The sequence below is a fragment of the Streptomyces sp. NBC_00322 genome (genome assembly GCF_036147535.1).
In the GTDB taxonomy this organism is placed as follows: domain Bacteria; phylum Actinomycetota; class Actinomycetes; order Streptomycetales; family Streptomycetaceae; genus Streptomyces.
Genome location: NZ_CP108019.1, coordinates 7,288,923 through 7,302,704 on the forward strand (window position 1 = coordinate 7,288,923; position 13,782 = coordinate 7,302,704).

General features: G+C 70.0%; 13 protein-coding genes. 12 read left to right on the forward strand and 1 reads right to left on the reverse strand.

What is annotated here, in order from left to right:
* Positions 1-235: 235 nt before the first annotated feature.
* Positions 236-2,440, reverse strand: coding sequence for an elongation factor G-like protein EF-G2 (locus OG905_RS33340; RefSeq protein ID WP_328680050.1), 2,205 nt, complete (start codon positions 2,438-2,440; stop codon positions 236-238).
* A gap of 267 nt (positions 2,441-2,707) precedes the next feature.
* Here OG905_RS33340 and pgsA point away from each other — a divergent pair, with 267 nt between their 5' ends.
* The 12 genes from pgsA to secD all read left to right on the forward strand — a co-directional run bounded on the left by pgsA (position 2,708) and on the right by secD (position 13,782).
* Positions 2,708-3,373, forward strand: coding sequence for a phosphatidylinositol phosphate synthase (gene pgsA / locus OG905_RS33345; RefSeq protein ID WP_328680051.1), 666 nt, complete (start codon positions 2,708-2,710; stop codon positions 3,371-3,373).
* Positions 3,373-4,269, forward strand: a complete 897-nt coding sequence (locus OG905_RS33350) for a phosphatidylinositol mannoside acyltransferase (RefSeq protein WP_328680053.1) — start codon at positions 3,373-3,375, stop codon at positions 4,267-4,269. The genes pgsA and OG905_RS33350 overlap by 1 nt, the downstream gene beginning before the upstream one ends.
* A complete protein-coding gene (locus tag OG905_RS33355) occupies positions 4,266-5,426 on the forward strand; it encodes a glycosyltransferase family 4 protein (RefSeq protein ID WP_328680054.1) in 1,161 nt (386 codons plus the stop codon). The genes OG905_RS33350 and OG905_RS33355 overlap by 4 nt, the downstream gene beginning before the upstream one ends.
* Before the next feature lie 325 nt (positions 5,427-5,751).
* On the forward strand, positions 5,752-6,297 hold the full coding sequence (locus OG905_RS33360; protein ID WP_324978451.1) for a hypothetical protein: 546 nt from the start codon (positions 5,752-5,754) through the stop codon (positions 6,295-6,297).
* Positions 6,298-6,429: 132 nt separating this feature from the next.
* Complete coding sequence (pdxS, locus tag OG905_RS33365) at positions 6,430-7,344, forward strand: pyridoxal 5'-phosphate synthase lyase subunit PdxS (protein ID WP_324978449.1); 915 nt, start codon at positions 6,430-6,432, stop codon at positions 7,342-7,344.
* The gene (pdxT, locus tag OG905_RS33370; protein WP_328680060.1) at positions 7,344-7,943 is read left to right on the forward strand and encodes a pyridoxal 5'-phosphate synthase glutaminase subunit PdxT; all 600 of its coding nucleotides are present in this window, start codon (positions 7,344-7,346) and stop codon (positions 7,941-7,943) included. The genes pdxS and pdxT overlap by 1 nt, the downstream gene beginning before the upstream one ends.
* A 63-nt stretch (positions 7,944-8,006) precedes the next feature.
* On the forward strand, positions 8,007-8,759 hold the full coding sequence (locus OG905_RS33375; protein WP_328680062.1) for a YebC/PmpR family DNA-binding transcriptional regulator: 753 nt from the start codon (positions 8,007-8,009) through the stop codon (positions 8,757-8,759).
* Positions 8,760-8,927: 168 nt separating this feature from the next.
* Positions 8,928-9,470, forward strand: a complete 543-nt coding sequence (gene ruvC / locus OG905_RS33380; RefSeq protein ID WP_328680064.1) for a crossover junction endodeoxyribonuclease RuvC — start codon at positions 8,928-8,930, stop codon at positions 9,468-9,470.
* Positions 9,467-10,090: a Holliday junction branch migration protein RuvA gene (gene ruvA / locus OG905_RS33385; protein WP_328680066.1), complete on the forward strand. Its 624-nt coding sequence runs from the start codon at positions 9,467-9,469 to the stop codon at positions 10,088-10,090. Before ruvC ends, ruvA begins: the two co-directional genes overlap by 4 nt.
* A 31-nt stretch (positions 10,091-10,121) precedes the next feature.
* A complete protein-coding gene (ruvB, locus tag OG905_RS33390; protein WP_328680069.1) occupies positions 10,122-11,201 on the forward strand; it encodes a Holliday junction branch migration DNA helicase RuvB in 1,080 nt (359 codons plus the stop codon).
* A gap of 164 nt (positions 11,202-11,365) precedes the next feature.
* Positions 11,366-11,878, forward strand: a complete 513-nt coding sequence (yajC, locus tag OG905_RS33395) for a preprotein translocase subunit YajC (RefSeq protein WP_328680070.1) — start codon at positions 11,366-11,368, stop codon at positions 11,876-11,878.
* A gap of 146 nt (positions 11,879-12,024) precedes the next feature.
* Complete coding sequence (gene secD / locus OG905_RS33400) at positions 12,025-13,782, forward strand: protein translocase subunit SecD (protein WP_328680072.1); 1,758 nt, start codon at positions 12,025-12,027, stop codon at positions 13,780-13,782.

Here is a 13,782-nt window from a genome sequence, read left to right on the forward strand (position 1 = left end):
CGGGGGCGCACGGCCCACGTCACAGGTTTGAAGTGCCGCCCGCCCCAGAGCGGTCGGCGGGCGGCACTGTCAACCAGGCCCTGCCCGGCCGATCTTGCCGGGCTCGCGTGCCCTGGCACGCCCATCTGCTGCGTTGTCGTCAGTCGCCTACGCTCCGCGTGGGCTCCATCCTCCGCCTTGCAGCTGCACGCACCAGACCCCGCTCCCTGATCCGGCCCGATCGACCGGACAGGACCTATGAGCCGTGCTCGGCCTGTTCGCGGATCTTGTCGGCCAGCTGCGGCGGCATCGCCTCATGCCGGGCGTAGGAGCGGCTGAACTGCCCCGTGCCGTGCGAGATCGACCGCATGTCCACCGCGTACCGCCCGATCTCGATCTCCGGCACCTCGGCCCGTACGAGCGTGCGCCCACCGCCCGCCTGCTCGGTGCCGACCACCCGGCCGCGCCGCCCCGACAGATCGCTCATCACCGGACCCACGTACTCGTCCGAGACCAGCACCCGCACCTCGGCCACCGGCTCCAGCAGATCGATGCGCGCATCGCCCGCCGCCTCACGCAGCGCGAGCGCGCCCGCCGTCTGGAAGGCCGCGTCGGAGGAGTCCACGGAGTGCGCCTTGCCGTCCAGCAGCGTGATCCGTACGTCGACGAGCGGATATCCGGCCGCGACGCCGCGCGCCGCCTGCGCGCGTACGCCCTTCTCCACGGACGGGATGAACTGCCGCGGCACCGCGCCGCCGACCACCTTGTCGACGAACTCGATCCCCGAGCCCGCCGGCAGCGGATCCACCTCGATCTCGCAGATCGCGTACTGGCCGTGCCCGCCGGACTGCTTCACATGCCGCCCGCGTCCCGCCGACCGCTCGCCGAAGGTCTCCCGCAGCGACACCTTGTGCGGTACGACGTCGACCTGGACGCCGTAGCGGTTGCGCAGCCGCTCCAGCGCGACATCCGCGTGCGCCTCACCGAGGCACCACAGCACCACCTGGTGCGTCGCCTGGTTCTGTTCGAGACGCATCGTCGGATCCTCGGCGACCAGTCGCGAAAGCCCCTGGGAGAGCTTGTCCTCGTCCGGCTTGCTGTGTGCCTGGATGGCCAGCGGCAGCAGCGGATCGGGCATCGTCCAGGGCTCCATCAGCAGCGGGTCGTCCTTCGCCGAGAGCGTGTCCCCGGTCTCCGCCCTGGCCAGCTTGGCCACACAGGCGAGATCTCCGGCGATGACGTGGCCGAGCGGGCGCTGCTGCTTGCCGAAGGGCGCGGAGAGCGCGCCGATGCGCTCGTCGACGTCATGGTCCTCATGGCCGCGGTCGGCCAGACCGTGCCCGGACACATGGACGGTCTCGTCGGGACGCAGGGTGCCGGAGAAGACCCGTACGAGCGAAATCCGGCCGACATAGGGGTCGGACGCGGTCTTGACCACCTCGGCCACCAGCGGACCGTCCGGGTCGCAACTGACCTGCGGGCGCGGCGCGCCCTGCGGGGTGGTCACGGCGGGGGCGGTGGTCTCCAGCGGGGTCGGGAAGCCGCCCGTGATGAGTTCGAGAAGCTCAACCGTGCCGAGCCCCTGTTTGGCGCCCTCGGGCGCGGCGGCCGCGGCCAGCACCGGGTGGAAGATGCCGCGCGCCACGGCCTTCTCCAGGTCCCCGATCAGCGTCTTGAGGTCGATCTCGCCGCCGCCGAGGTAGTGGTCCATGAGGGTCTCGTCCTCGCTCTCGGCGATGATCCCTTCGATCAGCCGGTTGCGGGCCTCCTCGATCAGCGGCGTCTGGGCCGGATCGGGCGGGGTCTCCTTCCGTTCGCCGGAGGAGTAGTCGAAGATCTTCTGGGAGAGCAGTCCGACGAGGCCGGTGACCGGGGCGTGCCCGTCGGGATTCTGCGCCCCGTACTGCGGCAGATACAGCGGCAGTACGGCGTCGGGGTCGTCGCCGCCGAAGATGTTCCCGCAGACCCGGGTCAGCTCCTCGAAGTCGGTCCGCGCTGTCTCCAGATGCGTGACGACGATCGCGCGCGGCATTCCGACCGCCGCGCACTCCTCCCACACCATCCGGGTCGCGCCCGCGATCGCGTCGGCCTCCTGCGCGGCCGACACAACGAAAAGGGCCGCGTCCGCGGCTCGCAGACCGGCCCTGAGCTCCCCGACGAAGTCGGCATATCCGGGAGTGTCCAGGAGATTGATTTTGTACCCGCCCCATTCGACGGGGACCAGGGACAGCTGGACGGAACGTTGCTGCCGGTGCTCGATCTCGTCGTAGTCCGAGACCGTCCCGCCGTCCTCGACCCGGCCCGCCCGGTTGACCGCCCCCGCCGTCAGCGCGAGGGCCTCGATCAATGTTGTTTTTCCCGATCCGCTGTGGCCGACCAGCACCACGTTCCGTACGGATGAGGGCTGGTCGGCCGTAGCTGCCCTGCCGGCGGCTCCGGGGTGTGCGTTCTTGTCGCCCATGATCTTGCCTCCCGATCGATTGCCCGGTGAGGAGAGTGGGGCCGCGGGCGCGGGGAGCCATGAGGGAGGGTCCCGGACAGCGTCCGGGGGCAGCTCCGGCGATGCCCGCGGTCGTCTTTCGAGCTTTACACTCCCGTCAGGTTGCGTCCATACGTCGTACGCGACCACGGGAGCCGGGTGTGCCTCGGTGGAGCGCGCGGGGCCTGGCTACGATGGGCCAGCCGGTGGCCGTTGGGGCCACTCGGCCCACCGACCCTCGGGAAGGCCATGCTGAACAAGTACGCGCGTGCATTTTTTACGCGTGTCCTCACACCGTTCGCCGCGTTTCTGCTCCGCCGAGGGGTGAGCCCCGACGCGGTCACCCTCATCGGCACGGCCGGAGTGATGGCGGGTGCGCTGGTCTTCTTCCCCCGGGGAGAGTTCTTCTGGGGCACGATCGTCATCACCTCGTTCGTCTTCTCCGACCTCGTCGACGGCAACATGGCGCGGCAGGCGGGGGTTTCGAGCCGCTGGGGAGCCTTCCTGGACTCGACGCTCGATCGGGTCGCGGACAGCGCGATCTTCGGCGGCTTCGCGCTCTGGTACGCGGGCACGGGGGACGACAATGTGTTGTGTGCCGTCGCCATCTTCTGTCTGGCGAGCGGCCAGGTCGTCTCGTACACCAAGGCGCGCGGGGAATCGATCGGCCTCCCGGTCGCCGTCAACGGGCTGATCGAGCGGGCAGAGCGACTGGTGATCTCGCTGGTCGCCGCCGGGCTCGCCGGTCTGCACACCTTCGGGGTGCCGGGGATCGAGGTACTGCTGCCGATCGCGCTGTGGGTCGTCGCCGTCGGCAGCCTGGTCACGCTCGGGCAGCGGGTCGTGACGGTACGGCGGGAGTCCGCGGAGGCCGACGCCGCCGCGGGGCAGGGGAACGAGGCTGAGGCGACGTGATGCGGGAGCGGCTGACCGACGGGCTGTACGGCCTGGGCTGGAGCACGGTCAAGAAGCTGCCCGAGCCGGCGGCCGCCGCTCTCGGCCGCACCATCGCGGACATCGCGTGGAAGCGGCGCGGCAAGAGCGTGCTGCGGCTTGAGTCCAACCTCGCCCGCGTCGTGCCCGACGCGGGCCCCGAGCGCCTCGCCGAGCTGTCGAAGGCCGGTATGCGCTCGTACATGCGGTACTGGATGGAGTCCTTCCGGCTGCCCACCTGGAGCGCCGAGCGCGTCACCGACAACGTCCAGATCAAGGACTCCCACTACCTGACGGACGGCCTCGCCTCCGGCCGTGGAGTGATCCTCGCGCTGCCGCACCTGGCGAACTGGGACCTCGCGGGCGTGTGGGTCACCAGAACCCTGGGCGTTCCCTTCACCACGGTCGCCGAGCGGCTCAAGCCCGAGACGCTGTACGACCGGTTCGTCGCCTACCGAGAGAGCCTCGGCATGGAGGTGCTGCCGCACACGGGCGGCTCCGCCTTCGGCACGCTGGCCCGGCGGCTGCGCTCCGGCGGCCTGGTCTGCCTGGTCGCCGACCGTGATCTGTCGGCATCGGGCGTCGAGGTGAAGTACTTCGGCGAGAGCGCCCGGATGCCGGCCGGACCGGCGATGCTGGCCCAGCAGACCGGTGCCCTGCTGCTGCCGGTGACGCTGTGGTACGACGAAGCGCCGCTCATGCGGGGACAGATCCACCCGCCTGTCGAGGTGCCCGAGACAGGTACCAAGGACGAGAAGACGTCCTCCATGACACAGGCGCTGGCCGACGCCTACGCCACGGGAATCGCCGAGCACCCGGAGGACTGGCACATGCTGCAGCGGCTGTGGCTCGCGGACCTCGAGGAGCGGCCGCTGTGAAGATCGGCATCGTCTGCCCGTACTCCTGGGACGTACCGGGTGGCGTCCAATTCCACATCAGAGACCTGGCGGAACATCTGATCCGGCTCGGCCACGACGTGTCGGTGCTGGCACCGGCGGACGACGAGACACCACTGCCGCCGTACGTGGTCTCGGCGGGGCGGGCCGTTCCGGTCCCGTACAACGGCTCGGTCGCCAGGCTCAACTTCGGCTTTCTGTCGGCCGCGCGGGTACGGCGCTGGCTGCACGACGGCACCTTCGACGTCATCCACATCCACGAGCCGACCTCGCCGTCGCTGGGCCTGCTCAGCTGCTGGGCGGCGCAGGGCCCGATCGTGGCCACCTTCCACACCTCGAACCCTCGCTCCCGCGCCATGATCGCGGCGTATCCGATCCTCCAGCCCGCGCTGGAGAAGATCAGCGCCCGGATCGCGGTCAGCGAGTACGCCCGGCGGACCCTGGTCGAGCACCTGGGCGGTGACGCGGTCGTCATCCCGAACGGCGTCGACGTCGGCTTCTTCGACAAGGCCGAGCCGAAGGCCGAGTGGCAGGGCGACACGATCGGCTTTATAGGGCGCATCGACGAGCCCCGTAAGGGCCTGCCGGTGCTGATGAAGGCCCTGCCCAAGATCCTCGCGGAGCGGCCCGCGACCAGACTGCTGGTGGCCGGGCGCGGCGACGAGGAAGAAGCCGTCGCGTCACTGCCCGTCGACATGCGGCGGCAGGTGGAGTTCCTCGGCATGGTCAGCGACGAGGACAAGGCACGGCTGCTGCGGAGCGTCGACGTGTACGTGGCGCCCAACACCGGCGGAGAGAGCTTCGGCATCATCCTTGTCGAGGCGATGTCGGCGGGCGCGCCGGTGCTCGCCTCGGACCTGGACGCCTTCGCCCAGGTCCTGGACCAGGGCGCGGCCGGCGAACTCTTCGCCAACGAGGACGCGGACGCACTGGCCACGGCGGCGGTCCGCCTCCTGGGCGACCCGGTGCGCCGGGAGGAACTGCGCGCCCGGGGCAGCGCGCACGTACGCCGCTTCGACTGGTCGACGGTCGGGGCGGACATCCTGGCGGTGTACGAGACGGTGACGGACGGGGCGGCGTCGGTGGCGGCGGACGAGAGGTCGGGGTTCCGGGCGAGGTTCGGGCTGGCGCGGGACTGATTTCTCCCCACCCCGCCCCTTCCCGAACTGGGGGCAAGCCCCCAGACCCCTGCCGCGCGGGCTTCGCGGCGCGAACCGGGGGCTCCGCCCCGGCCCCCGTATGCGACCTTCGGCCGCATGTCCTCAATCGCCGGACGGGCTGAAGATCAACCTCGTCGGCGTTTGAGGCGCGGGGGTTCGGGGGCGGAGCCCCCGCAAGGGGTCTGGGGCGGAGCCCCAGTTCGGGATGGGGGTACCTCCCACGGCCGCCAGGCCGTAGGGGGAGGGCGGGTAGGGGAACAGCCCCGCCGCAGGCGCGACGAGCGCACCGGTAGCCTTGCCGCCCGTGACCGTAACCCTCATCTGGATCGTCGTCGCCCTCGTCGCGATCGGCCTGTATCTGAGCTGGACCGCCGGACGGCTCGACCGGCTGCACTCCCGTATCGACGCCGCCCGCGCCGCGCTCGACGCCCAGTTGTTGCGCCGCGCCTCGGTCACCCAGGAGCTCGCCACCTCCGGTGTGCTCGATCCGGCCGCGTCGATCGTGCTGTACGAGGCCGCGCACGCCGCCCGCCAGGCGGAGGAGGAGCAGCGCGAGGTCGCCGAGAGCGAGCTCAGTGCCGCGCTGCGGGCCGTCTTCGGCGAAGCCGCGCAGGTCGAGGCCGTACGCGCGGTCCCGGGCGGCGAGGATGCCGCGGGCGAGCTCGCCCAGGCCGTACGCCGCGTCCCGATGGCGCGCCGCTTCCACAACGACGCCGTACGCGCGGCCCGCGCTCTGCGTCGTCACCGCAAGGTCCGCTGGTTCCGGCTGGCCGGCCACGCGCCGTTCCCGCTGGCCTTCGAGATGGACGACGAGCCCCCGGTCGCCCTGGCAGACCGCCCCGGCACATGATCCGCACCTGAGCGACCCGCACCTGAGCTTCGAAAACGATCCACCGGCTGTTCATTGGCCCTTGCAGTGGACTGGTCCACGCATGTTCCATCGGTGAGGCACTACAACGTCGTCTCCGAGTGAGGTCCATCCGTGTCCAGCACGCTTCCCACCATCCCGCAGGCCCCCGAGACCGGCACCGCGCGCGTCAAGCGCGGCATGGCCGAGCAGCTCAAGGGCGGTGTGATCATGGATGTGGTCAACGCCGAGCAGGCGAAGATAGCCGAGGACGCGGGCGCCGTGGCCGTCATGGCCCTGGAGCGGGTCCCGGCCGACATCCGCAAGGACGGCGGCGTGGCCCGGATGTCCGACCCCACCATGATCGAAGAGATCATCGAGGCCGTCTCCATCCCGGTCATGGCCAAGTCCCGGATCGGCCACTTCGTCGAGGCCCAGGTGCTGCAGTCCCTCGGCGTCGACTACATCGACGAGTCCGAGGTGCTGACCCCGGCCGACGAGGTCAACCACTCCGACAAGTGGGCCTTCACCACCCCCTTCGTGTGTGGCGCCACCAACCTGGGCGAGGCCCTGCGCCGTATCGCCGAGGGCGCGGCCATGATCCGCTCCAAGGGCGAGGCCGGCACCGGCAACGTCGTCGAGGCCGTCCGTCACCTGCGCCAGATCAAGAACGAGATCGCCAAGCTGCGCGGCTTCGACAACAACGAGCTGTACGCCGCCGCCAAGGAGCTCCGCGCCCCGTACGAGCTGGTCAAGGAGGTCTCCGAGCTGGGCAAGCTGCCGGTGGTCCTCTTCTCGGCCGGTGGCGTCGCCACCCCCGCCGACGCCGCGCTGATGCGCCAGCTCGGCGCCGAGGGCGTCTTCGTCGGCTCCGGCATCTTCAAGTCGGGCGACCCCGCCAAGCGCGCCGCGGCCATCGTGAAGGCCACCACCTTCTACGACGACCCCAAGATCATCGCGGACGCCTCCCGCAACCTCGGTGAGGCCATGGTCGGCATCAACTGCGACACCCTGCCCGAGACCGAGCGCTACGCGAACCGAGGCTGGTAATGAGCACTCCCGGCTCCCCTGTGATCGGAGTTCTGGCTCTGCAGGGCGACGTACGGGAGCACCTGATCGCCCTGGCCGCGGCTGACGCCGTGGCCAGGCCGGTGAGGCGCCCCGAGGAGCTTGCCGAGGTCGACGGCCTGGTCATCCCCGGCGGCGAGTCCACCACCATGTCCAAGCTCGCGGTTCTTTTCGGCATGATGGAGCCGCTGCGTGAGCGGATCGCCGCGGGCATGCCCGTCTACGGCACCTGTGCCGGTCTGATCATGGTCGCCGACAAGATCCTCGACCCGCGTTCGGGCCAGGAGACGCTCGGCGGCATCGACATGATCGTCCGCCGCAACGCCTTCGGCCGGCAGAACGAGTCCTTCGAGGCGGCCGTCGAGGTCGCGGGCGTGGACGGCGGACCGGTCGAGGGTGTCTTCATCCGCGCCCCCTGGGTGGAGTCGGTCGGCGCCCAGGTCGAGGTGCTCGCCGAGCACGGCGGTCACATCGTCGCCGTACGGCAGGGCAAAGTCCTGGCCACTTCGTTCCACCCTGAGCTCACCGGCGATCACCGGGTGCACGGTCTGTTTGTGGACATGGTGCGCGCCGTCCACTGACGTCGTCCCGGTAGGATCTCTGCCGAACGCAGCAGGAATGGGTTACGCGAAGGAGACAGGCAGATGTCCGGCCACTCTAAATGGGCTACGACGAAGCACAAGAAGGCCGTGATCGATGCCAAGCGCGGCAAGCTCTTCGCGAAGCTGATCAAGAACATCGAGGTCGCGGCCCGCACCGGCGGCGCCGATGTCGAGGGCAACCCGACCCTCTTCGACGCCATCCAGAAGGCGAAGAAGAGCTCGGTCCCGAACAAGAACATCGACTCCGCGGTCAAGCGCGGCGCCGGTCTTGAGGCCGGTGGCGCCGACTACGAGACGATCATGTACGAGGGCTACGGCCCCAACGGCGTCGCGGTGCTCATCGAGTGCCTCACGGACAACCGCAACCGCGCGGCCTCCGACGTCCGCGTCGCGATGACCCGCAACGGCGGCTCGATGGCCGACCCCGGTTCGGTCTCGTATCTCTTCAACCGCAAGGGCGTTGTCATCGTCCCCAAGGGTGAGCTCTCCGAGGATGACGTTCTCGGTGCCGTCCTCGACGCGGGCGCCGAAGAGGTCAACGACCTCGGTGAGTCCTTCGAGGTGCTCAGCGAGGCCACCGACATGGTCGCGGTGCGCACCGCGCTCCAGGAGGCCGGCATCGACTACGACTCGGCCGAGGCCAACTTCGTCCCGACCATGCAGGTCGAGCTGGAGGAAGAGGGCGCACGCAAGATCTTCAAGCTGATCGACGCGCTCGAGGACAGCGACGACGTGCAGAACGTCTTCGCCAACTTCGATGTCTCGGACGAGATCATGGAGAAGGTCGACGCCTGACAGGCAGTCAAACGGCGGGCCGACGGGACACACCCCGTCGGCCCGCCGCTTTGTCAGTGACTCCGGTTAGCCTGACGACCGCAACCATTAATTGAGATGGCACGACGGCGAGTGACCACCTCCGCGAGAGCGGCGGCGGTTTGGCCGCAGGGAGGGGAGGGGGCGGGGGTGCGGGTACTCGGTGTGGACCCAGGGCTGACGCGTTGCGGCGTCGGCGTGGTCGAGGGCGTCGCGGGCCGGCCCCTGACCATGCTCGGCGTCGGTGTCGTACGAACCCCGGCGGACGCCGAGTTGGGCCTGAGGCTGGTCGCCATCGAGCAGGGCATCGAGCGGTGGCTGGACGAGCACCGGCCCGAAGTCGTCGCGGTGGAGCGGGTGTTCAGCCAGCACAACGTGCGTACGGTCATGGGCACCGCGCAGGCCAGCGCGATCGCCATGCTCTGCGCGTCCCGCCGCGGCATCCCCGTCGCCCTGCACACGCCCAGCGAGGTCAAGGCCGCCGTCACCGGCAGCGGCCGGGCCGACAAGGCACAGGTCGGCGCGATGGTCACCCGGCTGCTGCGGCTCGACGCTCCGCCCAAGCCCGCCGACGCCGCGGACGCTCTCGCCCTCGCCATCTGTCACATCTGGCGGGCGCCCGCGCACAATCGCCTCCAGCAAGCCGTCGCCGCACATCGCACCGTGCACGCACCGAAAGGCCGTACCGCATGATCGCCTTTGTGAGCGGCCCGGTCGCCGCCCTCGCCCCCACCACCGCGGTCATCGAGGTCGGCGGGGTCGGCATGGCCCTCCAGTGCACCCCGAACACCCTCTCCGAGCTCCGTATCGGCAAAGAGGCCAAGCTCGCCACCTCTCTTGTCGTACGGGAGGACTCGCTCACGCTGTACGGCTTCGCGGACGACGACGAGCGCCAGGTCTTCGAGCTGCTGCAGACCGCGAGCGGAGTCGGACCGCGCCTCGCCCAGGCGATGCTCGCCGTGCACACCCCGGACGCCCTGCGCGTCGCCGTAGCCACGGGTGACGAGAGGGCGCTCACCGCGGTGCCGGGCATCGGCAAGAAGGGTGCGCAGAAGCTGCTGCTCGAACTGAAGGACCGGCTCGGCGAGCCGGTCGGCGCCCACATCGGCAGGCAGGGCATCGGCACCGCCGCGGCGGCCCCGATGGCATGGCGCGACCAGCTGCACGCCGCGCTGATCGGCCTCGGCTACGCCACCCGCGAGGCGGACGAGGCGGTCGCCGCCGTCGCCCCGCAGGCCGAGGCCGCCGAGGGAGCGCCTTCGGTGGGCTCGCTCCTCAAGGCCGCCCTGCAGACCCTGAACCGCACCCGCTGACTCCAGCCATCGACGCGCGAGGCAATCCACTGTGAACTGGGACGACACCGCACCGACGACCGACGACATCGCCGCCGAGCGGCTCGTCGGCGCGTCCGCCGACGGCGAGGACCAGGCCGTCGAGGCGGCACTGCGGCCGAAGTCGCTTGACGAGTTCGTCGGCCAGGAACGGGTCCGGGAGCAGCTGGACCTCGTCCTGAAGGCGGCCCTCGCCCGTGGCGCGACCGCCGACCATGTCCTGCTCTCCGGTGCCCCCGGCCTCGGCAAGACCACCCTGTCCATGATCATCGCGGCGGAGATGAACGCCCCGATCCGGATCACCTCCGGCCCCGCCATCCAGCACGCCGGTGATCTGGCCGCGATCCTGTCCTCGCTCCAGGAGGGGGAAGTTCTCTTCCTCGACGAGATCCACCGGATGTCGCGGCCCGCCGAGGAGATGCTCTACATGGCCATGGAGGACTTCCGGGTCGACGTGATCGTCGGCAAGGGCCCGGGAGCCACCGCCATTCCGCTGGAGCTGCCTCCGTTCACCCTGGTCGGGGCCACCACCCGGGCAGGGCTGTTGCCGCCGCCGCTGCGCGACCGCTTCGGCTTCACCGCGCACATGGAGTTCTACGAGCCCGCGGAGCTGGAGCGCGTGATCCACCGCTCCGCGCAGCTTCTCGACCTCGACATAGAGGCCGACGGCGCCGCCGAGATCGCCGGACGCTCCCGCGGCACGCCCCGCATCGCCAACCGGCTGCTGCGCCGCGTCCGCGACTATGCCCAGGTCAAGCTGGACGGCCTGATCACCCGCGAGGTGGCAGCCGCCGCCCTGAAGGTGTACGAGGTCGACGCCCGCGGGCTCGACCGCCTCGACCGTGCCGTCCTCCAGGCGCTGCTGAAGCTCTTCGGCGGGGGCCCGGTGGGTCTGTCGACGCTCGCGGTGGCCGTGGGGGAGGAGCGCGAGACGGTCGAGGAGGTGGCCGAGCCCTTCCTGGTGCGGGAGGGACTGCTGGCCCGCACGCCGCGCGGCCGGGTCGCCACCCCTGCCGCCTGGGCCCACCTGGGCCTCGTACCGCCTCAGCAGGCCCCTGGCGGGGCTGGACAACAGGGTCTGTTCGGGACGTGACGGCGCGGATACTCGCCGGGCCAGGAACCAGGGTGGGATGCTGGGCGTTGTTCCAATGATGCGGACTCGCTTAGACTCCGCCGATGCCGCCCTTCCAGGTCGGCGTGCCCACCCCCGTAGATCAGGCCGTTCATCCGCGCGGTCGTGCGAAGGAATTCCGCCCCGTGAATATCTTGACCCTCCTCCCCTTTATCGTGCTCATCGGGGCCATGTTCCTGATGACCCGCTCCGCCAAGAGGAAGCAGCACCAGGCCGCGCAGATGCGTGACCAGATGCAGCCCGGCACCGGCGTGCGGACCATCGGCGGCTTGTACGCCACCGTCAAGGAGGTCAACCACGACACGGTTCTCCTCGAGGCCGCGCCCGGCGTGCACTTGGTGTTCGCCAAGAACTCGATCGGGGCGGTCCTCGACGACGAGGAGTACAACCGCATCGTGCACGGCGAAAGCGACCTCAAGTCCGACGGCCCCATCGTTCCGGACGACGCTTCCTCGCTGACCGAGGCCACCGACTCCGACTCCTCGGACGACGCCAAGATCGACCTTGGCAAGAAGCCCGAGGCCGCCGATGCCGAGGCCGACGACACCGAGGTCACGGACACCGAGGTCGCGGACGCCGAGCCCAAGGACGCCGAGGCCAAGAACGGCAAGGCCGACGGCGAGACCGACGCGAAGTAGCCGTGATCGGGGACCGCGCAGGCGCCTACCGGTGCCCGGCGGTCCCCGGGTCGTGTTGAATTCTGCGGGGGCAGGTCCCCACAACACTTCGTGGCCGCCCCGGCGCACACCCGGCGCGGGGCGGTTGGACAGGGAGAAACGAGAAGGTGGCAGCACCGAATAGGGGCCGAAGGCCCGCGGGGGCTCAGGGCAAGCCGGGGCGCGCCCTGGCTCTGATCCTGATCGCCATGGTCGCGCTCACTGGCGGGATGTTCCTGGCGGGGCAGCTCACGCCGCGTCTGGGTATCGACCTGGCGGGCGGTACGTCCATCACGCTCGAGGCGAAGAACGAACCCGGTAAACCGGACGCGATCAACGAGACCAACATGAACACCGCGGTCGGCATCATCGAGCGCCGGGTGAATGGTCTGGGCGTCTCCGAGGCCGAGGTTCAGACTCAGGGCGAACGCAACATCATCGTCAACATCCCCAAGGGGACCAATTCCCAGCAGGCCCGTGAGCAGGTCGGTACCACCGCCCAGCTCTACTTCCGGCCGGTGCTGACGGTCGCCGCAGGCACCCCCACCGCTCCGCAGCCCACCCCGAGCGCCTCGGCGCCCGGCAAGGCCAAGGACGGCAAGGCGAAGGAGACGGGCAAGCCGACGGCCAACGCGCCGTCCGGCACCCCCTCGGCCACGCCGACCACGCAGGGCCGCGCGGTGACCGATGCCCTCAAGGCGCCGAAGCCGACCCCGACCCCCGCCGGTTCGGGCAAGCCCTCCTCGACGCCGAAGCCGCCCCCCTCCGGGGACACGGCGGGCGCCGACAAGCTGCAGAAGCAGTTCCTGGCTCTCGACTGCACGAACAAGAAGGCCCGCGTCGCGGCCGGTGTCGGCGTCAAGCCCAGCGACCCGCTCGTCGCCTGTGGCAAGAACTCCGAGGGGCAGTGGGAGAAGTACGTTCTCGGCCCTGCCGAGGTCAACGGCAAGGACGTCGACGACGCCAAGGCCACGATCGACCAGCGGACCGGTCAGTGGATCGTGCAGATGGATTTCACCGACGGTGGCTCCAAGAAGTTCCAGAAGATCACGAGCAAGCTGTCGCAGCAGCAGCCTCCGATGAACCAGTTCGCGATCGTCCTTGACGGTGAGGTCGTCTCCGCGCCTTCCGTGCGTACGACACTGAGCGCGAACGCCGAGATCTCCGGCAGCTTCACCCAGCAGTCCGCCCAGGATCTGGGCAACATCCTCTCGTACGGTGCGCTTCCGCTCTCCTTCCAGGAGCAGAGCGTCCAGACCGTCACCGCCGCCCTCGGCGGCGAGCAGCTGCACGCGGGCCTCATCGCCGGTGCGATCGGTCTCGCGCTGGTCATCATCTACCTGGTGGCGTACTACCGCGGCCTGGCCCTGATCGCGATCCTCAGCCTCGTCGTCTCCGCGATCCTGACGTACACGATCATGGCTCTGCTCGGCCCCGGTATCGGCTTCGCCCTGAACCTGCCCGCGGTGTGTGGTGCGATCGTTGCGATCGGTATCACGGCGGACTCGTTCATCGTGTACTTCGAGAGAATCCGCGACGAGATCCGCGAGGGCCGTACGCTGCGGCCCGCCGTCGAGCGTGCCTGGCCGCGCGCCCGGCGCACGATCCTGGTCTCCGACTTCGTGTCGTTCCTCGCCGCCGCGGTGCTGTTCATCGTCACGGTCGGCAAGGTCCAGGGCTTCGCGTTCACTCTCGGCCTGACCACTGTGCTCGACGTGGTCGTGGTGTTCCTCTTCACCAAGCCGATCATGACCCTGCTCGCCCGCAAGAAGTTCTTCGCGGACGGTCACCCCTGGTCCGGCCTCGACCCGAAGCGGCTCGGTGCCAAGCCCCCGCTGCGCCGCTCCCGTCGCGCCTCCGCCCCCACCGACCCGAAGGAGGCGTGA